21 protein-coding genes and 1 other RNA gene are annotated in these 21453 nt (G+C 46.1%); 10 read left to right on the plus strand and 12 right to left on the minus strand.

Annotated elements, in window-relative coordinates; all coding sequences use genetic code 11:
* Both BMY62_RS03380 and BMY62_RS03385 read right to left on the minus strand, forming a co-directional pair.
* Positions 1 to 1377, minus strand: a complete 1377-nt coding sequence (locus BMY62_RS03380; protein WP_090656641.1) for an L-serine ammonia-lyase — start codon at positions 1375 to 1377, stop codon at positions 1 to 3.
* 217 nt (positions 1378 to 1594) lie between these two features.
* Positions 1595 to 3061: a TM0106 family RecB-like putative nuclease gene (locus BMY62_RS03385; protein WP_090656644.1), complete on the minus strand. Its 1467-nt coding sequence runs from the start codon at positions 3059 to 3061 to the stop codon at positions 1595 to 1597.
* 130 nt (positions 3062 to 3191) lie between these two features.
* On the opposite strand from BMY62_RS03385, the gene BMY62_RS03390 reads away from it, so the two are divergent.
* The 6 genes from BMY62_RS03390 (at position 3192) to rluB (ending at position 7188) form a co-directional block, all read left to right on the plus strand.
* The gene (locus BMY62_RS03390) at positions 3192 to 3506 is read left to right on the plus strand and encodes a UvrB/UvrC motif-containing protein (protein WP_090656646.1); all 315 of its coding nucleotides are present in this window, start codon (positions 3192 to 3194) and stop codon (positions 3504 to 3506) included.
* 3 nt (positions 3507 to 3509) lie between these two features.
* Positions 3510 to 4010 carry a hypothetical protein gene (locus BMY62_RS03395; protein WP_090656649.1) on the plus strand — a complete coding sequence of 167 codons (501 nt, stop codon included), beginning with the start codon at positions 3510 to 3512 and terminating at the stop codon, positions 4008 to 4010.
* A 128-nt stretch (positions 4011 to 4138) separates the two neighbouring features.
* Positions 4139 to 4237, plus strand: an RNA gene (gene ffs, locus BMY62_RS03400) — signal recognition particle sRNA small type.
* 130 nt (positions 4238 to 4367) lie between these two features.
* Positions 4368 to 6005, plus strand: a complete 1638-nt coding sequence (gene dnaX / locus BMY62_RS03405; protein ID WP_090656652.1) for a DNA polymerase III subunit gamma/tau — start codon at positions 4368 to 4370, stop codon at positions 6003 to 6005.
* Positions 6006 to 6017: 12 nt separating this feature from the next.
* Entirely contained in the window at positions 6018 to 6347 is a 330-nt protein-coding gene (locus BMY62_RS03410) for a YbaB/EbfC family nucleoid-associated protein (RefSeq protein WP_090630009.1), read from the plus strand.
* 22 nt (positions 6348 to 6369) lie between these two features.
* Entirely contained in the window at positions 6370 to 7188 is an 819-nt protein-coding gene (rluB, locus tag BMY62_RS03415) for a 23S rRNA pseudouridine(2605) synthase RluB (protein WP_090656655.1), read from the plus strand.
* Here the strand turns inward: rluB and prmB are convergent.
* Entirely contained in the window at positions 7177 to 8094 is a 918-nt protein-coding gene (prmB, locus tag BMY62_RS03420) for a 50S ribosomal protein L3 N(5)-glutamine methyltransferase (RefSeq protein WP_090656659.1), read from the minus strand. The two genes, rluB and prmB, sit on opposite strands and share 12 nt — an antisense overlap.
* A gap of 135 nt (positions 8095 to 8229) precedes the next feature.
* Between prmB and tadA the strand changes: the two genes are divergently transcribed.
* The 4 genes from tadA to BMY62_RS03440 all read left to right on the plus strand — a co-directional run bounded on the left by tadA (position 8230) and on the right by BMY62_RS03440 (position 13925).
* Positions 8230 to 8721, plus strand: coding sequence for a tRNA adenosine(34) deaminase TadA (gene tadA / locus BMY62_RS03425; protein WP_090656661.1), 492 nt, complete (start codon positions 8230 to 8232; stop codon positions 8719 to 8721).
* Complete coding sequence (locus tag BMY62_RS03430; protein WP_090656879.1) at positions 8721 to 9200, plus strand: L,D-transpeptidase; 480 nt, start codon at positions 8721 to 8723, stop codon at positions 9198 to 9200. Before tadA ends, BMY62_RS03430 begins: the two co-directional genes overlap by 1 nt.
* Before the next feature lie 133 nt (positions 9201 to 9333).
* Complete coding sequence (locus tag BMY62_RS03435; RefSeq protein WP_090656663.1) at positions 9334 to 11004, plus strand: FecR family protein; 1671 nt, start codon at positions 9334 to 9336, stop codon at positions 11002 to 11004.
* Positions 11001 to 13925 (plus strand): EAL domain-containing protein, encoded by a 2925-nt coding sequence (locus BMY62_RS03440; protein ID WP_090656666.1) that lies wholly within the window; start codon positions 11001 to 11003, stop codon positions 13923 to 13925. The genes BMY62_RS03435 and BMY62_RS03440 overlap by 4 nt, the downstream gene beginning before the upstream one ends.
* On the opposite strand, the gene nagZ is transcribed toward BMY62_RS03440, so the two are convergent.
* The 9 genes from nagZ to BMY62_RS03485 all read right to left on the minus strand — a co-directional run bounded on the left by nagZ (position 13891) and on the right by BMY62_RS03485 (position 21438).
* Complete coding sequence (gene nagZ / locus BMY62_RS03445) at positions 13891 to 14937, minus strand: beta-N-acetylhexosaminidase (RefSeq protein ID WP_090656669.1); 1047 nt, start codon at positions 14935 to 14937, stop codon at positions 13891 to 13893. The genes BMY62_RS03440 and nagZ overlap by 35 nt on opposite strands.
* A gap of 2 nt (positions 14938 to 14939) precedes the next feature.
* On the minus strand, positions 14940 to 15317 hold the full coding sequence (acpS, locus tag BMY62_RS03450) for a holo-ACP synthase (protein ID WP_090656672.1): 378 nt from the start codon (positions 15315 to 15317) through the stop codon (positions 14940 to 14942).
* Complete coding sequence (gene pdxJ / locus BMY62_RS03455; protein WP_090656675.1) at positions 15314 to 16039, minus strand: pyridoxine 5'-phosphate synthase; 726 nt, start codon at positions 16037 to 16039, stop codon at positions 15314 to 15316. The genes acpS and pdxJ overlap by 4 nt, the downstream gene beginning before the upstream one ends.
* A 104-nt stretch (positions 16040 to 16143) precedes the next feature.
* Positions 16144 to 17037 (minus strand): GTPase Era, encoded by an 894-nt coding sequence (era, locus tag BMY62_RS03460; protein ID WP_090656677.1) that lies wholly within the window; start codon positions 17035 to 17037, stop codon positions 16144 to 16146.
* A gap of 53 nt (positions 17038 to 17090) precedes the next feature.
* Positions 17091 to 17792, minus strand: coding sequence for a ribonuclease III (rnc, locus tag BMY62_RS03465; protein ID WP_090656680.1), 702 nt, complete (start codon positions 17790 to 17792; stop codon positions 17091 to 17093).
* 39 nt (positions 17793 to 17831) lie between these two features.
* Positions 17832 to 18266 (minus strand): DUF4845 domain-containing protein, encoded by a 435-nt coding sequence (locus tag BMY62_RS03470; protein ID WP_256207409.1) that lies wholly within the window; start codon positions 18264 to 18266, stop codon positions 17832 to 17834.
* A complete protein-coding gene (gene lepB / locus BMY62_RS03475) occupies positions 18232 to 19035 on the minus strand; it encodes a signal peptidase I (RefSeq protein ID WP_090656685.1) in 804 nt (267 codons plus the stop codon). Before lepB ends, BMY62_RS03470 begins: the two co-directional genes overlap by 35 nt.
* 230 nt (positions 19036 to 19265) lie before the next feature.
* Positions 19266 to 21062, minus strand: coding sequence for a translation elongation factor 4 (gene lepA, locus BMY62_RS03480; RefSeq protein WP_090656688.1), 1797 nt, complete (start codon positions 21060 to 21062; stop codon positions 19266 to 19268).
* Between the two features lie 106 nt (positions 21063 to 21168).
* A complete protein-coding gene (locus BMY62_RS03485; RefSeq protein ID WP_090656692.1) occupies positions 21169 to 21438 on the minus strand; it encodes a glutaredoxin family protein in 270 nt (89 codons plus the stop codon).
* Between the last annotated feature and the right edge of the window lie 15 nt (positions 21439 to 21453).

The following is a 21453-nucleotide window of genomic DNA, read 5'->3' on the forward strand; positions in this document are numbered from 1 at the left end:
TTAGCATTCCGTAATACTGACAGCCAGACCGCCTAGTGATGTTTCCTTGAATTTGACTGACATTTCCAGCCCGGTCTGTTTCATCGCTGCAATACAGTTGTCCAGTGACATAAAATGCTTACCGTCGCCACGAATCGCCAGCGATGCAGCAGTATATGCTTTGATCGCACCAAATCCGTTGCGTTCGATACAGGGTACCTGGACCAAGCTACCTACCGGATCACAGGTCATTCCCAGATGATGCTCGAGTGCAATTTCCGCCGCATTTTCAATTTGTTCAGTTGTACCACCTTTAATTGCGCAAAGTCCAGCAGCCGCCATCGCTGAAGCTGACCCCACTTCTCCCTGACACCCTACTTCAGCACCCGAAATAGAGCTGTTATGCTTGATCAGTCCGCCAACGGCTGCTGCAACCAGTAGAAAATCCCGCACCTGTTCATGTGTCGCTCCCTCATGCTTTACCGCGTGATAAAGAACGGCAGGGATAACACCTGCAGCGCCATTCGTCGGCGCTGTGACGACCATATGGCCAGCGGCATTTTCTTCATTCACAGCCATTGCATAGGCACACAGCCAGTCATTTAGACTCGCCTGTTGTGGCTTTTCCTGCAATTGGCGGTACAAAGCCTTGGCGCGCCTTTGTACCTTGAGTCCGCCAGGCAGAATGCCATCAGCTGACAGCCCATTCTGTGTGCAGGTGTGCATGGCTTCCCAGATAGCATCCAGGCCGGCATTCAATTCCGCTTCACCAAAACGCTCCAGTTCATTGCTGCGTTTCATCATGGCAACAGACAGATTACTGTCAGCCGACATTTTCATCATCTGGTTCGCGTTTTCGAAAGGATAGCCACAGGAACTTGTCACTTCCAGTTTAATCGGCGCAACCAGTTGGCTGATTTCGGCCAATGTTGTAATAAAACCGCCACCAATTGAAAAATAGGTTTCCTGCAATACGGTTTTTCCAACTGCATTCATCAGCTGAAAAATCATTCCGTTCGGATGCTCCGGAAGCGGTTCTCCACGGTCGAATACAATATCATCTACTGGAGAAAAGATGACATCTTCGCCTTCGAAATCAATTACTGTTCGAGAGGAAAGATCATCTACCAACGTATTGACATCTTCTTTGGCCAGTTCCGGAGGTGTGTAATCGTTTAGACCCAAAATAACAGCACGGTCGGTTGCATGACCTTTTCCGGTAAATGCCAGCGAACCTTTTAGCGTACACCGTACATGAAAGGGCTGATCACTGCTGTTACTGGCTATAAACTTCGAGCAACGATTGCGGAAATCCTTGGCAGCAACCATCGGCCCCATGGTATGGGAACTGGAAGGACCTACCCCAATTTTAAAAAGATCAAGAACACTGATGAACATAAAAGAATCCAAAAATTGAATAAATAAGCACTAGAAAATCCATATTCGATACCGTATTGATTGTCAGACAGATATACGCACTGTTCCGTTCGCTTGGGAAATTCTAATACTTTTTCATCGAAAACGCTTGTGTAAGTTACATCTGCACCGCTCCCCGAAAACTGCTGTGAAAAACAGGTCGCACAGGCAAATAGCAGTTGTTTACTATAAAGACGTATCAATGAGGGCTGATTGTATGGACATTTTCTCTATTTGAAAAACCGCGCAACCACAACTCAAGCTTGCGCGTGGCTATTACATCGTCTCGATTATATGTCAGCAATTCAGTTTTTAGCTGTTGTCTGGTCCACTCGTCAGTGGTTTTCTGAAACCGGTTGAACTGTACAACAGACCACTGTGAACCGGATGACTCAAGTTCCCACTGAAAATTCACCAGTTTCGGATGTTTGCAGATTTCTTTTAATCCATAACCCGCTACTGGCAGCACGAGATTGTCAAGCACTGCATTTTGGATATCAAACAGCGGGCCTGCTTCACCATGCAGACCCAGCAGCCACCGTACAGTACCATCGTCGATCATGCTGTATCGTTCAGCATATTTTCTGATAATGACTTTTTCATGGTTCGAATAATGCGCGATAACCAGTGAAGCATGCTCTGCACGATACTGTTCGATTTTTTCCAGAAACGCCTGCCAGCCTGTGTAATCCTGCGTCTCGTCATCTGTCCATACATAATCAAAATCGTCATGGCTATAAGGTGGCGCCAACAACCCCCATAAATAAACATGTCTGTCGCACGTCCGTGCCATTGGGTTGTCTTCAATATCGAAATGGATCCAGGTGCCATCCGGTAAACTGATATCGTTTAATTGAACGATTTCATCGTGCAAAACCGATTGTGCCTGCCGGACAATGCGCTGCTTTTTTTTCAGACTGCTCAGATGCGGAACATCAGGAATGTTTTCAGGGACCTGAGCAGCGAGCTGTGCAATTGTCCTGATTCCTGCTTGCGCCAGAAGTTCGGCTGTCCGCCCGTGCATGCCGTGGAGCATAGAAGTATCCTGGCTGGCTTCAAATTGTGTATGACACTGCGAAAAATAAGGGCAAACACGGCAACGACTGTGACTATATCGTACATGCGGCTGCTCCGACAAAGTATGCAACTGACGCATGTCCCTGATAAATTCATCAACAAGCATATCAACCTCGCAGCCAATACTCGCAGTACGCCCATTCCCAAGAAAAACGACAGCGGGTAACTGACCCCCCAGTAACCGCCGGTACATACCCAGTTGAATCTGAAGCGCTTTTTTATTTTCACGCTGCGTCAGTTTAGCATCGGCAGCCTGATAAAAGCCGTTTTCATGACGGATTAAAAAATCAGGAAAGCCTACCAGACCTGTTTCATAATCCTTTAACCGCGCCTGATAAATAACCGGCACTCCCTCTTCCATCAATGCGCGTGTATCGTCAAACGATGCTGCCTGTTGAACGACATGATCGCTTTGGAACTGTTGCAGGATACGGCGTTCATGCTGCAGACCTGCATCACTCAATAACTGCATAAATGGATCGGCGTCGTATCTGATTGGCTGGTGAAATTCCAGCCACATGCGGCGCCTGCAAAAAATCCATGTAACGGCATCGCTGGCTTTGATCGTTGGCGTACTGGTACTGTGCATGTAAAATTTTCTTAATTTACCATCCCGATCTTACAGATTGACTATTTTTACAGATCAGGTAATGATAACTGTACTGGATTCCGGGATACGCATGCATGAACGCAGCTGATTAGAAGGATAAAAGAATACTATGGGAATTGTATCAGGATTTGTCGCAATAATGGTTATGGCCCTCCAGATTTCGCCTGTGCTTGCCGCTCCGCTGAATAAATATATGGATGATTCACCAACGTCGCTTATCCAGCAGCAACCCGCTCCCGACGATATCAGGCGGCGCCTAAACGATAAAATGCAGCGCTCAATTCAAATTTTGAATAATATGAAGGCAGAGGAAAAATCCCAATGGATTCGGGAATATGAAAAAAGGCTGGAACAGGCAATCGAGGCCGGCGATTATTTAAAGGCAGCCTACTACAGGGGCATTCTGGAACAAGTTGAGCGCTAAAGCATGAGACCTCTGATTGTATTCTTTTTCTTGGCATTACTCTGCTCAAGCATTTACGCCCAGGATTCTGACACCGAAAGCAGGGAACAAAACGGTGCAGCCGAACTTAACGCACTCTCCTTTGACAAAGTATTCGACAAAATCGTACGCGAGGAGTCGGCACCATCGCTAGACTCCGCTGACTCAATTAGTTCCATTCGACACATACGTGTGGCAAATGAATTTTATTATGTCATTATTCTATCCGTCATGTGCCTGCTATCTCTCAGTATTGTGCTGTATTTCCTGATTAAGCTTAAAGAAGACGCCCAGCCTAATGATATTGTCAGCGGGGCAGGTCTGATCCTAATTGTTTTCGGTACAATTATTCTGGTTCTTATCGTAGACACCTCAGAACAGTTGACGGCGGCTATCGGCATACTTGGCGCTATCGCAGGCTATCTGTTCCGGACCGCACAGGAAAACGGCCGTGAATCCAAATCCAAACCGGCTACGGATAAATAAATAAGCCCAAGCCGCTACCGTTACTGTCAATTTGAAATCGCGTGCTCGAATCGCGCAAAGCACTTTGTTTAGCAACAGTGTGCTGGTATACTCTCGCTTCTTGGGTGAGCAGTCCGGCCAAGATCAAAGGCGGGCCTCCCCGCATTGCAAGGTAGTGAACCTGGTCAGGTCCGGAAGGAAGCAGCCACAGCTATTTTTTGCAAGTGCCGGGGGTCTGGCTCGCCACCCTGTCGTTTGAAATCTTATCTCACGCACGCAGTCGCCTTCCTATTTAAACTCTGACTTACGAATTGATGCATAGCAATTGCGTGACCTGATATAATATGCGACAGGCACATTATTATTCAATTATTCGACGTGTCACAATCACAAGTCCTTGCACGCAAGTGGCGACCAAAAAGCTTTTCTGAACTGACCGGGCAGGATCATGTCGTCAGGGCACTGACGAACGCGCTGGCACATAACCGTTTACATCATGCATATCTGTTCACGGGCACACGTGGTGTGGGTAAAACCACGGTAGCACGCATTCTCGCTAAAGCGCTAAATTGTGAAACCGGAATAACAGCAGCACCATGTGGCAATTGTAGCGCCTGTACTCAAATTGATCAGGGACATTTTATAGATTTGATCGAATTAGATGCTGCATCAAATACGCAGGTCGACCATATGCGCGACTTGCTGGAAAATGCACTATACGCACCGACTGGAGCGCGGTTCAAGATTTATATAATTGACGAAGTGCATATGCTATCCAAATCGGCTTTTAACGCAATGCTGAAAACACTCGAGGAGCCACCTGCACACGTCAAATTTATTCTGGCCACGACAGACCCGCAGAAAATCCCCGTAACCGTACTTTCCCGATGTCTGCAGTTCAATTTAAAGCAAATTCCAGCAGCGTTAATTACGGAACACCTCAAACTGATTCTGACCCATGAAGGTATACCGGTGGATGGGGCAGCTTTGACACTTATTGCGCAGGCGGCCCAGGGCAGTATGCGAGATGCTTTGAGCATTTTAGACCAGGCAATCGCTTTTGGTGAAGGGAATGTAACGGAAAAGACTGTTCGAAACATGCTTGGAGCCGTTGACCAGCATTATCTACACGACCTGCTGGACGCGCTGGAACAAAAGAACGGATCGCAAATGTTAGCCATTGCAGATGAGATTGCATCTCATGGCTTTTCGTTTGATGCCGTACTGCATGATGTCTCAGCACTGTTGCATCTAATTGCACTGGCGCAAGCAGTGCCCCAGTCAGTTCATGAAGACATGCCGGCATACCAGCGCATAAAGGGGTTCGCGGAAACATTTACAGCCGAGGATATTCAGCTGTTTTACCAGATAACACTGCATGGACGCCGTGATTTAAACCTTGCTCCCGACGAATTTTCCGGTTTCACCATGACGCTAATCCGCTTGCTCGCATTTATGCCTGATAACCCGCCACTCAATCCGGCAATACAACAAGCGGGCTCAACACCTCAACAGCCAGGTACAATAAATAGGATTAATGTATCGACCCAGACCAGTCATACAATGTCTGCTTCCGATTCTTCAGCAAGCCTCGAGAAGCTACCGACAGCGCAGAAAATGCCCGCAAACGCAACAGTACCAAGCTGGCATGATCTGGTTAAGCAACTGAATCTGGTTGGTATGGCCAAAATGCTGGCACAGCATAGTGAGGCAAAAATCATATCAGCAGATACTATTGAGTTGTTAGTTCCCGATGTCCATAAACATTTACTCGACAAAAAATACCAGAATGCCATTCAGACCGCACTGAACGATCACTTCGGAAAACCGGTCGCACTCAGCTTCAAAGTTGGCAGCATTACAGGCATGACACCGGTTGCAATACAGCAACTAGAAAACCAGCAAAAACAGACAGAAGCAATTGCTGCCATTGAAAAAGATCCGATCGTGCAGGATCTGGTAGACAGTTTTGATGCAAAAATCATAGAATCTTCCATCAAACCTATTCAAAATTAAAGGAGATTTACCATGAAAGCTAATCTGGCAAACATGATGAAACAGGCACAACAGGTTCAAGAAAGCATGAAACAGATGCAGGAAAAACTGGCCACACTGGAAGTTGAGGGCCAGTCAGGTGCTGGAATGGTTAAGGTCGTCATGACCTGCCGTCATGATGTCAAAAGCGTACAGATTGATGACAGCCTGGTCGGGGATGGCGACGACAAGGAAATGCTCGAAGATCTGATAGCTGCGGCATTCAATGATGCTGTTCGACGCGTTGAAACCACGACTCAGGAAAAAATGGCCGAACTAACCGGTGGCTTGGGTCTGCCGCCCGGCATGAAGCTTCCGTTCTAATTACAACTGATCAAACAGCTTTATGCGCACACATAAACCAGCCAGACCAGGTAAACCCAAATCTCCACTTCGGGCAACCAATATTGACAAACATGGCATTCCGGTCTCTGCAGTCACCCATAAACTGCAGAAGTTGCTGGCCCAAAAAGGGCTGGGTTCCAGACGCGAGATGGAGGCGTTGATTGCCAGTGGTCAGGTCATCATCAACGGTAGAAAGGCTGTTCTGGGTGACCGTGTTGGCGCACAAGACCGTGTTCAGATCGGTAAACGCATCATTCGTTTTGACTTCGCAGAGCGGCTGCCGCGGATTTTACTGTACCACAAACCTGAAGGTGAAATTGTCAGCCGGCTTGACCCTGAAAACCGCCCAACTGTATTCGACAAATTACCTCATCTTAGGTCTTCCAAATGGATTGCAATCGGCCGTCTTGATTTTAACACCAGCGGTCTGCTAATTTTCACTACCGATGGGGCGCTGGCTAACCGGTTCATGCATCCACGATTTGAAGTAGAACGTGAATATGCCGTTCGCATAATCGGGAAATTATCGGACGAACACATCACCCAGCTGACCACCGGCATCCAGCTCGAAGACGGTATCGTATCTTTCGATCAGCTGATAGAACAGGGCGGCGAAAACGTCAACCACTGGTATCGGGTCATCCTGAAAGAAGGCAAAAACAGAGAAATCAGGCGCATGTTTGAAGCACTCGGGATAACTGTTAGCCGTCTGATACGGGTGCGGTTTGGTCCGGTTAATCTGCCTGCACGTATCAAACGCGGGAAATGGCTGGAACTCGACGAAAAAGAAACCCGAAGACTGCTAACGCTACTGGCTTGAACGAATCTGCCAACCTGCCAGCTGCTCGCGGCTTATCAAAAATACAAAACTGTCTCCGGAACTGGTCTCCAGCCATGTGAAAGGCAATCCTGGATACATGCTCAGCAATGCCTCCCTGTTGTGGCCGATCTCCACAATCAACATTCCTCGATCAGTCAGATAGTTGGTCGCGACCGATAGAATACAGCGAGTCGCATCCAGTCCATCCTTCCCACTGGCCAGCGCATTGGACGGTTCATAGCGATACTCATCGGGCAGGGTTGCCATCGACGCTGCATTAACATAGGGCGGATTACTGACAATCAGATCGTATCGCTTCCCGGACACTCCATCGAACATATCAGAGTGTATCAAGTGGATTCGATGTGACAATTGATAATCGTCAACATTTTTTTTCGCAACTGCGAGTGCATCCTGAGAAATATCCACTGCGTCGATTTCAGCCTCATCAAACACCTGCGCCATCAAAATGGCAAGACAGCCAGAACCAGTGCACAAATCCAGTGCATGCTGAATATGTTCGGGTTCTGTGATCCAGGGTTCCAGATGATTATGTAAAAGCTCCGCAATAAATGAACGTGGAATTATCACTCGTTCATCCACGTAAAAAGCATAGTCACCGAGCCAGGCCTCGCGTGTAAGATAGGCCGCGGGTCTTCTTTCCTGAATACGCCTTTGAAGCACTTTCTCAACTTCATTCCGCTCATCAAAAGTAAGTCTGGCATCGAGAAACGGTTCGAGTTGATCCGGAGAAAGATGCAGTGTATGCAAAATAAGATAGGCCGCTTCATCGTAGGCGTTCGTGCAGCCATGACCGAAAAAAAGTCCAGCCTTGTTAAATTTACTGACTGCAAAACGCAACCAGTCACGTACAGTGTTTAACTGATCTGTTGCCTGTGTATTCATTTACCAATAACTGTCATTAAACTGAAACAGAACTAGTACTCTATCAATATGATATTGCCGAAATGTATCATAAAACTTACTTAGGGATTTGAATCTTTACGAGATTGCATTAAACTGTCACAAGTGGTACAGATAATGAGAGATATTCAATTCATGCGTTCAGCGCTCGAGCAGGCCAGTAAAGCGCAACAATTGGGCGAAGTGCCAGTTGGTGCCATAATCGTACACAACGAAAGGATTATCGGACGCGGTTTTAATTGTCCTATCACAACACGAGATCCAACGGCACACGCTGAGGTCATGGCATTACGTGATTGCGGTTACAACATGAATAATTACCGCCTTCTTAACTGTACACTGTATGTCACGCTGGAGCCTTGTACGATGTGTATCGGTGCGCTTTTTCACGCACGAATTGAACGTTTGGTCTACGCTGCGACCGATCCCAAAACCGGTGTATGCGGCAGCATCATCAACCTGCCCGCAGAAACAAGACTGAATCATCATATGCAGGTCGAGGGCGGGGTATTAGCCGATGAAGCCAGTATGTTGCTTAAACATTTCTTTGCTCGACGCCGCAAAAAAACAATCAACGCTGTAACCTGCTCCAATGCAATCCGGCAATGATGAAAATAAATATCTCCATCCGCAAGCAACAACTCGATTTACTTAACGATGACAGTCAACTCATCCGCCGTTATCAGATCTCTTCTGCAAAAAATGGCACCGGCCAACAAAACGGAAGCTTCTGCACACCGCTGGGGAAGCATATTGTTCGCGCCAAAATTGGTTCCGAGCAACCAGTCAATACAGTGTTCGTTCGCCGCCGACCGACCGGAGAAATATATTCACCCGAGTTAGGAGAACGATACCCGGCCCGGGATTGGATTCTGACACGAATTTTATGGCTGTCAGGCTGCGAACCGGGTTTCAATCGACTCGGAACAGTCGACACCATGCAGAGATATATTTACATCCATGGTAGCCCCGATAGCGTTGAAATGGGAAAACCGGGCTCTATCGGATGTATCCGTATCTCAAATCACGATCTACTGGATTTGTTTGACAGAGTAGCCGTCGGCACACAGGTCGATATAATTGCTTGATTTCCTGAATACAGATATTAATTGACGATTGGAACCAGATTGCAAATCTGCAATTAAATCCAATAACACCGAAATTCTGAGAATATACATTAGGCAAATCTTTCCAATCTAAAATTATTGACGAGGAAATGGCATGTACCTGGATTTTATTTATCAAGGATCTAACCTGCTTCGAAACCGCTTACTTTGCTGTCTGTGTACCCTCTTATTATGTTTACCAGCTCGTGCGGTCGCTAATGAATGGATTTATACTGTAAAACCCGGCGACAATCTATGGAATCTGTCAGAGCGTCATCTGACAGGTGTACAGTATGTCCAGCGCCTGCAGCAAATGAATCGCATCAAGGATCCTTATGTCATTCCTCCTGGTAAGAAACTCAGAATACCGGTTGCCTGGTCACAGATATCGGATGCAGTTACTGCGCGAGTCAACCATGTCCAGGGCACGGTGCTCATTGAGCGTAGCAACCGGGGCGAGATTCTTGCAGAACCGGGAATGGAATTATATACAGGCGACACAATTCGAGCTGAGAATGACTCGTTTGTCACCATTGAGTTCGCAGACAACTCTCGTATGCGCGTTCAGGATAACAGCCGCATTCGTCTGGATAAAATGCGTATATACGGTGACTTTGGCCTGATCGACACGCTAATTCATCTTGAACAGGGGCGAACTGAAAACTCTGTACCACGTGATACTCATCAGGATAAGCGTTTTCGTATTCAAACACCATCGGCAGTCAGTTCCGTTAGGGGCACCGACTTCCGTGTTGGCACAGTTGAAATGAGATCCGGAACCGCCAGCGAGGTACTGTCCGGCATCATCAATGTCAGTGGTTCCAAAAAACATGTCATTGTTCCTGCCGGTTTTGGCACAGTCACTTCCCGGGATGAACCTCCCATGACACCCGTCGTCCTTTTACCGCCACCTGATTTGTCCGGGACGTCCGGTTATTACGAGAGTCTGCCACTGGTTATTCATTTAACCCCCCTTAACGGGGCCCATGCCTACCGTACGCAAATAGCGCTGGATCCGGACTTCGACAATCTTGTTTCTGAATTTACTACCACAACGCTCCCATTTCGCGATGGCGATATACCCGACGGTGAATACTGGCTTCGAATACGCGGCATCGATAAATTCGGTTTAGAGGGAAAAGACGCCGTCATGCCTTTTGCGCTGAATGCCCGCCCCGAGCCACCCTTTGTCACAGCTCCGCTTCCCGGCAGCGCAACGACACCAGACAATCAGGAATTCACCTGGACCAGTCAATCCGAACCGGTACATTATATAGTGATGATTAGTAAAGACATCGATTTTAGCGATCTGGTCTACTTTAATCCTGAACTGAAAAAAAATGCCCTGGCTCTATCCAAGGCCGAATCGCTCGCACCCGGCCACTACTTCTGGCAAATTGCTGCAGTTTCACCAACGGAAGGCGCTGGTCCGTTCAGTGATGCCATGCCCTTCAGAGTCCCTTTCCCTGGTCCCGCTCTGGAAAAAACAGAAATTGATGAGCAGGACCTGACGTTTGCCTGGCGAGCCGCTGCAGAAGGGCAGCGATTTCATTTTCAATTTGCACGCGACGAATCATTTTCTGACATTATTCATGACGAAACAACCGAAGCCTCCAGTATCACGATCCAGAAACCTGCTGGCGGGACATATTTTTTACGCATCAAAACAATTGAGTCAGATGGTTTTGAAGGGCCTTGGGGGTTGCCGCAAATGGTTGAAATACCGCGCGACTTTCCTTACTGGATGATGCTATTACTGCTTCTCCCTTTGCTTGTGCTGATATGATTTTTCTTCAAAATCTGGGACGCAAAATAAATACATATGTTTTACGTATTTCGATACTTCTGACGAGTGTTGGCATTCTTGCGTTTACAGAGATTCTGGAGCGACTTGATTTCATGATCTACGATAAATTATCTACATTGATCCCCTATTCACAGGATTCGGACATCGTCATCATTGCCATAGATGATCAGAGTCTCGGTATTATCGGTAGATGGCCATGGCCTAGAGACATACATGCAGCGCTTATCAATCGTCTGAATTTGATTGGCAATCAGCATCTCGCTCTGGATCTGCTTTTTTCAGAACCGCAATCCAACAACCCGCATGCCGATCAGTTACTGGCTTCGGCGATTGCGTCACATGGCAATGTCGTGTTACCACTGGCACCGGTATCTACAGCGCACACTGAATCGCTTCACATCGTCGCACCGCTTCCGCTCTTCAGAAATCATGCCGTACTGGGGCATGCCGACATAGAAATTGATAGTGACGGCATAGTTCGGCGCGTGTTTCTCAACGCCGGCATTAATACTCCGACGTGGCCCGCCTTGGCGCAGGCACTGATCAATCCGGCATCAGCAAAACAGCATTTTCTCCGAGAAGAAGATGAAAAACCGTCAGGCCAAAGCAAACACTGGTATCGTGCCGATGAAGTATTAATACCCTATCTGGGCAGACCCGGCAGTTTTAATCAGATATCCTACGCAAATGTTCTGTTCGATGATGATATTCTCGCCAGCCTGAAAGACAAGACACTCATTGTCGGAGTAACTGCTGCAGGTATCGGAACACGTTTTGCGACGCCGACATCCTCCTTGAATCATCAATTCATGTCAGGGGCCGAGTGGCACGCGAATGTTTATTCAATGTTGCAGCATGATCGCGCTACATATCCGGTTCCAAACACGTGGGTTGCAATAATCTCGGTCGCCTGGATCATGCTTGTGCTGCTGGGCACCAGTTTGACAAAAAGAAATCTGACTGTCCCAATACTGATTTTTATATCAATAACCGGTATATTTTCAATCTATCAGTTACTTAAAACCGTTCATATATGGATCCCCCCCGGCGCGGCCTTATTGGGGACACTGGCGGCTTATCCCTTAGCAAACTGGCAGCGCATTAATCAGTTTATACGCTCTTTCCTGATTACTAAATTACGTTCCAGCATGGCGCTGGAATCAATAAAGGATGGTGTCATCATAACCGATGCCAACGATCTTGTTGCCTATGTCAACAAAGGTGCAGAGAATATATTGCGCACGGAATTCAATCTGATCAAGAATAGAAATCTGCAGCAGATATTGCATATTCACTCGAATTGCGCCAGCCTGCCCGGCGAAAGCGCCGTGAACAAAATATTGACACACGATCTGGACAGCCCCGGTGTCATGGAATGCAGACTGAAAACACGATATGGCGATGAACGTTCGGTAAGAATTACGCGCAATCAATTGTATGACGAACAAAAAATACTGATCGGTTCTGTTATTGCAATCACTGATCTTACCGATACAATCGAACTGGCCCAGCAGGTTGCATACCAGGAAAGTTATGACGCGTTGACCAAACTGCCAAACCGTTCAAAATTATTGTCACAGTTTGAACAGATGATTCAGGAAACTGAAGATACTGGCAAAAGAATCACCGTTTTTTTTGTTGCACTGGATAATTTTAAAAAAATCAATGATGCAATGGGCCATCAGGCTGGGGATAAATTACTTAGAATGGTCTCTTCCCGTCTGTTTGAAACAGTGCAGCACAACGATTGCATTGCCCGATGGGGGGGCGATGAATTTATTGTGCTGTTCGACCATCTGGAAAATTTTGATTCTTCTGCTGAAATGGCACAGCAAATTTTGGATGCCATTAAACAAAAATTTGAAATTGATGGTATGGAAATTTTTGTTGCCGCCAGCATCGGAATCAGCCGGTATCCGAATGACGGATTGGTCAGTGAAATTTTGCTGAAACGAGCAGAAACAGCCATGCACACTGTAAAACGGGAAGGCGGCAACCGTTTTGAATATTATTCTCCCGAATCATCCATAGCCTGGACCCGTGATCGTCTGGAACTGGAAAAGGAGCTGCGGACCGCTATTCTTAATGATGAGCTTCAGGTTTTTTTTCAACCCATCATAAATGCCAGAACCCACCAGATAACCCGCATGGAAGCACTGGTACGCTGGCCACATCCCACGAGGGGATTTTTATCTCCCAGCGAATTTATCCCGCTGGCGGAAAATGTTGGTTTGATTGAACAACTGGGTGAACTGGTGCTGAGAATGTCCTGCCTATCCGCCTATCGGCTTCTGCAACAGGGATATCCGGTCAATGTAGCAGTCAATGTTAATCCTCGCCAGTTAATGAATAAAAATTTTCTACAAACCATTTTAAAGACGCTGCAGGATACTCAATTACCGGCCGGTTCTTTGATACTTGAAATCACTGAAAGCTCCATCGTCAATAACATTGAGCGCGTAAGCATTATCCTGAAAACACTCAAGCAGTTAAACATTCTTATTGCGCTGGATGATTTTGGCACAGGTTATTCTTCACTGACACTATTGCGGGAACTGCCAATAGATATTTTGAAAATCGATAAGTCCTTCGTGCGAACACTCGATCAGAACCAAAGCGATCTAACAATTGTTCAGGCCATTATTGGCCTGGGAAATAACATGGGACTAATGGTTGTCGCAGAGGGTGTCGAAACGGCAGAGCAAAACCAGATATTACTGCAGCATCAGTGCTATCATCAGCAAGGATATTATTTCAGCCGCCCCGTTCCCTATAACGCACTAGTAGAATTGATACACACAAAAAATAGTAGCCGATCACCTGTGAGGGATCTATACGAGGTCAATGCGAGTAGTGCGACCCAGACTAGAAAGGCAATAATCCGTTCGGATCACCAATAGCAGCCACCTCTCGGATGGCCTGTGCATATGCTTCATTCTCCCGCAGCTTGACCATTGAAGCAAAAGCCCTTTTAGCGTGCATACGCGCCACTCGAGCGATACTGATCGCCGAGCTATCCCATTGCAGCGTATCCAGTAATTCGTCAACGGCATCTGAGTCATTGCAAACTAGAATCATATCACATCCCGCCTTGAGCGCAGCCGAAGCGCGTGCAACAATAGAACTGAAATACGCAGCACCTTGCATACTTAAATCGTCACTGAAAATGCAGCCTTCAAACTGCAGCTGCTGTCGCAGTATGCTTTCAAGCCATCTGCTCGAAAATCCTGCGGGATACTGATCCACATCTGGATAAATCACATGCGCCGCCATGATGCCAGCCAATCCCAAATTGATCATGCGTTGAAACGGAACCAGGTCGTCCATCTCGATATCAGCATACCGACGCAGATCAACAGATTTCTCAAGATGCGAATCAGCCTGTATACCACCATGACCTGGAAAATGCTTGCCAACAGCCTGCATACCGCCGGCTTTCAGACCGGTCATTAGCGCATGTCCCAGTGTTGAGACAATCTGAGGATCCCGATGAAACGCCCGATCGCCAATAACACTGCTTTGCCCATGATCAATATCCAGAACAGGAGTAAAGCTCAGATCAACTCCGGCGACCACTAATTCAGCTGCAAGTACAAACCCTGTCTGTCTGGCAAGATGACGCGCCCGTACCGGATTCTGATCCCAGATTTTTCCCAGTTCACGCATCGCGGGCAGCCGGGAGAAATCTGTTTTAAAACGCTGTACCCGACCACCCTCCTGGTCAACAGCGATCAGCAAATGCGGTGTTCTGAGTGCTTTAATCTCCTGAGCCAGCGCCATCAGCTGTTTTCGGGACGCGTAATTTCGTGAAAACAGAATAACGCCGCCGGTCAGAGGATGCATCAATCGCCGCTTATCCTCATCTGTCAGTTCAGTGGCACCGATATCCAGCATGATTGGCCCAAGAGCCATCGCTATTTCTCCAGAACAACAAACGCACAGGCGGCGTTCATTTCATCGCTGATAGACAGGAAATGGCCAACAATGCCCTGGTCGTAAATATACCGGTTGAGTACGGGATGAAATTCAAAATAAGGCCTGCCAAGCTTATCATGAGCAATCGTAATGAAATCAAGATTTACCGGATGACGCAACCCTGTGCCTATTGCTTTTGAGAATGCTTCTTTGGCTGCAAACCGTCCTGCCAGAAACAATACAGGTTTACTACTGCTCTGGTATTCCTGCCATTCAGGCTGCGTCAATATACGACGCGCAAATTTATCGCCGTACCGTTCTATCGAACGCGCGATCCTTGCCGGATCGACCAGGTCGGTACCGATTCCATAAATCACCTGCCTGCCTCGGAAATCAACCGTTTCATTTCTCTTACTGCCTTGTCAAGACCCACAAAAATGGCATGTCCAATAATGGCATGACCAATATTAAGCTCCGATACACCTGGGATTGCAGCTATCGCCTGAACATTCTGGTAGTGCAGCCCATGGCCGGCATTGACTTTCAGATTCCGCTGAATACCAAATGCAACCGCATGCTTTATTTTCTCCAGCTCTTTGATTCTTGATTCTTCAGTTGTTGCATCGGCATAACTACCCGTGTGAATTTCGATAACCGATGCACCCGATTGAGCGGCAGCATCGATCTGTTCCGGATCCGCGTTGATGAAAAGCGAAACACGTATGCCCGCTTGGTTTAATTGTTGGCATGCGCGTTTAATCTGTTCGAACTGTTTAACAACATCAAGCCCTCCTTCCGTAGTCAATTCTTCGCGACGCTCTGGTACAAGGCATATATCATCCGGTTTGATACGCAGCGCAATTTCAATCATTTCAACTGTCACCGCACTTTCAAGATTCATTCGTGTTGTCAGTATAGCGCGCAACTCTTCCACGTCACTGTCCTGAATATGCCGCCTGTCTTCACGCAAATGCAGCGTTATCGCATCGGCACCCGCCGATTCGGCAATGCGTGCCGCATCGACAGGGCTCGGATAGATGGTGCCACGTGCTTGTCTAAGTGTTGCCACATGATCAATATTGACGCCAAGTTCCACCATATTGTTTCATTCCACGTTAAAGGCCCTTTAAAGCCAGACTTGTTTCCAATCGTTTTCAGAATGTCGCTTGCCGTATCCTCAGTTGAATTATCACTGAAACAAGACTATTCATGACCAAGCTGTTTCAGAACATGCGCATCATTTGCCCATCCACTACGCACCTTCACCCAAACCTGCAAAAAAACCTTCTTATTAAACAGCAATTCCATTTCTTTACGCGCCTGACTCGAGATCAGCTTCATTTTTTCACCTTTTTTTCCAATAATAATAGCTTTCTGTCCGGGCTTATCAATCAGAATTGTCGCATATATTGTGATCAGCTTTTCTGTTTCGACAAACCGGTCAATAATCACGCTTGTGGAATAAGGTATTTCATCTCCAATCAAACGAAATAGTTTCTCACGTATCAGTTCAGCAGCAATAAAGCGGACATTTTTATCGGTTATATCGTCTGCATGATATAAAGGTGGATTTTCCGGCAAATACGGACGAATTGCATCAACCAGCCCCCCCAGCTGCAATCGACCAGCTGCGCTCACCGGAGACAACGCTACAAAATCAAATTGCCTGCTCATCTCGTCAAGGAAGGGCAACAACAGGTTTTTATCCGTTATTCGGTCAATTTTGTTCACGACCAGTATAACCGGCACTGTCCTGGGTAAACGTTCGAGCACAAGACTGTCTCGCTCATCGAAACGCAACGCCTCGATGACAAATAAAATCACATCGACCTCCTGCATGCTTTGCGCCACAACCTTGTTCATCGCGGTATTCATACGATTTTTGTATCGCACCTGAAAACCTGGCGTATCCACAAAAATGATCTGTGAATGCTGTTCTGTCAAAATACCGTGTATTCGATAACGCGTTGTTTGAGCTTTTCGGGATGTTATGCTGATTTTTTGTTGAATCAGACTATTAAGCAAGGTCGACTTGCCAACATTTGGCCGACCTACAATAGCAACATAACCGGTGCGAAAATGAGTATCAGACTGCATGACGAGACCTGTTATTTTATTATGCTTTGTTATACAGCTATCATCAAAAATGGCTACGAAAGAGAGTCAGCAACGCAGGCAATCTCGTAAGCTTTTTTTGCAGCGGCCTGTTCGGCACTGCGGCGACTGGAACCTTCTCCAAACGTACGAATATTGAATTCCGGTATGAAACACTCCACTCTGAATTTTTGCTGATGTGCTTTCCCTGTTGTAGTAACTACAGTATATGCCGGCAAATTCAGTTTCTGGCTTTGCATTAATTCCTGCAACAGGGTTTTGGGATCTTTTCCATGCGTAGAATGATCGATTGTTTCAAGGACGGGCGTATATAATCTGGCAATAACAGTCTCTGCCTGAGCAAAACTGCTGTCCAGATAAATCGCGCCAAAAACAGCTTCCAGAGCATCGGCCAGAATTGACGGCCGCTGGTCTCCTCCGCTTCTGATTTCGCCTTCGCCCAACCGAATCAACTGATCCAGCCCCAACTGCATCGCCATTTCAGACAAAGCTTTCTGATTAACCATACCCGCACGCAAACGGGAAAGTCGTCCTTCAGGAAGATCATGGAATTTTTTGTAGATTAACGCGGCAACCGCACAATTGAGCACACTGTCACCCAAGAATTCCATACGTTCATTGTGCACTATACTGTGACTGCGATGCGTTAAGGCTTCATGCAGCAATTCAGGTCTGACAAACTGGTATCCGAGCCGGTTGCAGAATAAATTCACCTTGTTTTCCCGATTGGTCCGCATGTTATTTCTATAGTAATTATCTTCAGTTTCTCTGCTACGTCAGTTACTTTGCATATCAAAATCGAATTGCAAAGAAATATTTGCAAACAGGGGTACTTTTTCTGAATAAACCACACTCAGAATGTTTTGTCCGTTCTCACGGGCTATCTTAATGTCTTTTGCTGTAATCGCCGTAATACCATCGATCTGTGCACGCTTGGAGAATGCAAGCCTGATCTGGTTGGGAGTTGCTTTATTTAGTGCGGAATCACTAGCAACCGCCACCAGATTTTTTTTTATCGATGCATTTTCAATATAAACCGGCGCTACTTTCATACCCAGCAACACAAACAGAATCAGCACTACAGACCAGAACAGCATACCTGTTAAAGTAATACCGTATTGATTTGTATGTTGCCCACACAGATTCATGACACCCTCCCGAGAAAAATGGACCAGACTACTGAATAAACTGACCGATTCGATCAAAATCACCAAAATTCCACCAGATCATAAATGCCTTGCCTACAATATTTTCGTCCGGTACAAATCCCCAATACCGACTATCGCTACTGCTATCCCTGTTATCACCCAAAGTAAAGTAGTTTCCCGGCGGAACTGTACAAGTAAATCCAGTACGGCTGTATTGACAGTTTTCGCGAAAAGGAAACTCGCGCACGCTGGCATATTGCAAGCCATTGACTTCACGGCTTACCAGAATCGAATGATTGGCTTCTCCGAGATATTCAGTATATTTCTCAGAATAAATGTAACCCAGTCCGGGTTCTACATATTTATAGTCACCCTCATACACCTGCTCAACTATTTTATCATTAATAAACAACTTCTTATTATGATAAGTAACTACGTCACCGGGAACACCGACAACACGTTTAATGTAGTCTATGGAAGGATCCTCAGGAAAACGAAATACCAGAACATCTCCGGCTTCAGGGCTATCCATGTCAATTATTTTTTTATTAATAACCGGCAGCCGAATACCATACACATACTTATTGACCAGAATAAAATCACCAACAATCAAAGTTGGAATCATGGAACCTGAAGGGATCTTGAATGGTTCAATAATAAACGAACGCAAACAGAATACAATTAAAATGATTGGGAAAAAACTCTTAGGATATTCAATCCACCAAGGCTCATCTTCATCCTGCTTGCGTTTATGGCGCCATATTAAATAATCAAGCACCCATACGGCACCGGTAATCACCAGCAAAGAAAATAAAATCAAAGGAAAATTCATGTAATTACCTTTCTGTGTTTTTTATGTAATTATTATCAGGCAGCCGAGAAACCATCCATGTTGTCACTGCTGCGTTAAAAAGTAGCATATTCACTTATTACACAGCCCATTCATCTCGATTCACCTGTTTTAGCCTTGTTTCAACTGCATCGAATATACTGAACGATCAGCTCGACTTCAATTACATTTCCCTTGGGATTAAATTTTGTATTTTTTCGGCATGCTGCCATTTACGATTTGGTGTCAGTTTGTAAAATTGCCAGAAAAGCTTCCTGAGGAATCTCTACATTACCAACCCGCTTCATCCTTTTTTTACCAGCTTTTTGCTTTTCGAGCAATTTACGCTTGCGGGTGATATCGCCTCCATAGCATTTTGCCAGTACATTTTTCCGCAAAGCTTTGACAGTTTCTCTGGCAATAATATGTGCACCTACGGCTGCCTGTACGGCTATATCGAACATTTGTCTGGGAATAAGTTGTCGCATTTTTTGCACCAGTTCCCGGCCACGGTATTGACTGCTGCTGCGATGAACAATTAACGATAACGCATCGACCCTGTCACCATTTATCAGTATATCCAACTTGACCAGGTCCGATGCACGGAATTCCTTAAACTCATAATCAAGTGATGCATAACCGCGGCTGGTAGATTTTAACCGGTCAAAAAAATCCATCACGACCTCATTTAAAGGCATTTCATATGTCAGCATGACCTGTTTACCCATATATTGCATGTTTTTTTGGATACCACGCTTATTGACGCAAAGGGTTATTACAGCTCCGACATACTCTTCAGGCACCAGAATGGTGGTCGAAATAATAGGCTCCCGAATTTCGGTGATTTTTGACAGGTCCGGAATTTTTGATGGATTATCGATTTCAATTACTGATCCGTCCCGCATCTGAATCTGATAGACAACGGTAGGCGCTGTCGTGATCAAATCCATATCATATTCTCTTTCGAGACGTTCTTGCACAATATCCATATGCAATAGCCCCAGAAACCCGCAGCGGAATCCAAAACCGAGCGCCTGAGAAGTTTCCGGCTCGAATTGAAGAGAGGAATCATTGAGTCTGAGCTTTTCCAGGGCTGATCGTAATGCATCATATTGGTTGGATTCCACCGGATATAATCCGGCAAAAACCTGTGGCTTGATCTCTTTAAAACCCTGTAAAGGTTTTTTTGCTGGATTTTGTGCCAATGTAACAGTATCGCCTACTTTGGCAACGTCAAGTTCTTTAATCCCAGAAATCACAAAACCAACTTCGCCTGCACTCAATGCATCCCGATTTAAAGCCCTGGGTATAAACACACCTACTTGTTCACAAAGATGGGTAACGTTGCTAGCCATCAACAGAATCTTTTCTCCGGGTTTGAGCACGCCGTCAAAAATACGCACCAGTATGACGACACCGACATAATTATCGAACCAGGAATCAATAATGAGCGCTTTTAACGGCGCATCAGGATCACCAACCGGAGCTGGAATCCGGCTCACAACAGACTCTAGGACTGCTTCTATACCAACGCCCGTTTTGGCACTGACATGTAAAGCGTTATGCGCATCTATGCCAATAACATCCTCGATATTTTCAATTACTCTTTCAGGATCGGCGGCCGGCAAATCAATTTTATTCAGAACAGGTACCACCTCAACGCCCTGATCGATTGCAGTATAGCAATTTGCAACAGTCTGCGCTTCCACACCCTGAGATGCATCAACTACCAGTAAAGCACCTTCACAAGCAGCCAGGGATCGTGAAACTTCATATGAGAAATCCACATGGCCAGGCGTATCAATCAAATTGAGCAGGTAGATCTCACCATCTCTCGCTTTATACTGCAACGCGACTGTCTGCGCCTTAATGGTGATACCTCTTTCACGCTCCAGATCCATGGAGTCAAGAACCTGTTCTTCCATTTCGCGTTCCGACAGACCGCCACAGTATTGAATAAGACGATCTGCAAGTGTCGATTTGCCATGATCAATATGGGCAATAATGGAGAAATTACGTATTCGCTGCATTAGGATTTCGAGGGAATGATCCGACTAGTCAATTGAACCGAAGTTATCTGAACTCCAGCTGTTTAACAGCCGGACCATCCATGATTCTGAATTACGATGCAGCATTTTATCGAAATCTGGCAAGATAATCATCCAGAGCATTCATATCCAGATGATAATGACAGATTATCTCTTGATTAGAGAGTGACGCTAATACGGGTATCTTATCGTTGAATCTACTCACCAGTTCTGGATCCGTATCAATATCAATAACTTGAAAATCAAACGATAACCGTTCCTGACACTCCTTCAGTGCTTGTATCATTTGTGTACATAAATGACACGCCTCACGACTGTAAACAACCAGATCGTCGACAGCCGAATCAGTTTTTATCATGACTAACAAAACATT

The sequence above is a fragment of the Nitrosomonas marina genome (assembly GCF_900111605.1).
GTDB classification, from domain to species: Bacteria; Pseudomonadota; Gammaproteobacteria; order Burkholderiales; family Nitrosomonadaceae; genus Nitrosomonas; species Nitrosomonas marina_A.

Coding starts and splice junctions, on each gene's coding strand:
- BMY62_RS03385 (WP_090656644.1), bottom strand. CDS start 3,061: ATGCACAGTACCAGTACGCCAACGATCAAAGCCAGCGATGCCGTTACA.
- tadA (WP_090656661.1), top strand. CDS start 8,230: ATGAGAGATATTCAATTCATGCGTTCAGCGCTCGAGCAGGCCAGTAAA.
- BMY62_RS03390 (WP_090656646.1), top strand. CDS start 3,192: ATGGGAATTGTATCAGGATTTGTCGCAATAATGGTTATGGCCCTCCAG.
- rluB (WP_090656655.1), top strand. CDS start 6,370: ATGCGCACACATAAACCAGCCAGACCAGGTAAACCCAAATCTCCACTT.
- prmB (WP_090656659.1), bottom strand. CDS start 8,094: ATGAATACACAGGCAACAGATCAGTTAAACACTGTACGTGACTGGTTG.
- BMY62_RS03380 (WP_090656641.1), bottom strand. CDS start 1,377: ATGTTCATCAGTGTTCTTGATCTTTTTAAAATTGGGGTAGGTCCTTCC.
- rnc (WP_090656680.1), bottom strand. CDS start 17,792: ATGCGGACCAATCGGGAAAACAAGGTGAATTTATTCTGCAACCGGCTC.
- BMY62_RS03410 (WP_090630009.1), top strand. CDS start 6,018: ATGAAAGCTAATCTGGCAAACATGATGAAACAGGCACAACAGGTTCAA.
- BMY62_RS03440 (WP_090656666.1), top strand. CDS start 11,001: ATGATTTTTCTTCAAAATCTGGGACGCAAAATAAATACATATGTTTTA.
- era (WP_090656677.1), bottom strand. CDS start 17,037: ATGCAGTCTGATACTCATTTTCGCACCGGTTATGTTGCTATTGTAGGT.
- lepB (WP_090656685.1), bottom strand. CDS start 19,035: ATGAATTTTCCTTTGATTTTATTTTCTTTGCTGGTGATTACCGGTGCC.
- BMY62_RS03430 (WP_090656879.1), top strand. CDS start 8,721: ATGAAAATAAATATCTCCATCCGCAAGCAACAACTCGATTTACTTAAC.
- BMY62_RS03395 (WP_090656649.1), top strand. CDS start 3,510: ATGAGACCTCTGATTGTATTCTTTTTCTTGGCATTACTCTGCTCAAGC.
- lepA (WP_090656688.1), bottom strand. CDS start 21,062: ATGCAGCGAATACGTAATTTCTCCATTATTGCCCATATTGATCATGGC.
- nagZ (WP_090656669.1), bottom strand. CDS start 14,937: ATGGCTCTTGGGCCAATCATGCTGGATATCGGTGCCACTGAACTGACA.
- BMY62_RS03485 (WP_090656692.1), bottom strand. CDS start 21,438: ATGATAAAAACTGATTCGGCTGTCGACGATCTGGTTGTTTACAGTCGT.
- BMY62_RS03435 (WP_090656663.1), top strand. CDS start 9,334: ATGTACCTGGATTTTATTTATCAAGGATCTAACCTGCTTCGAAACCGC.
- pdxJ (WP_090656675.1), bottom strand. CDS start 16,039: ATGGTGGAACTTGGCGTCAATATTGATCATGTGGCAACACTTAGACAA.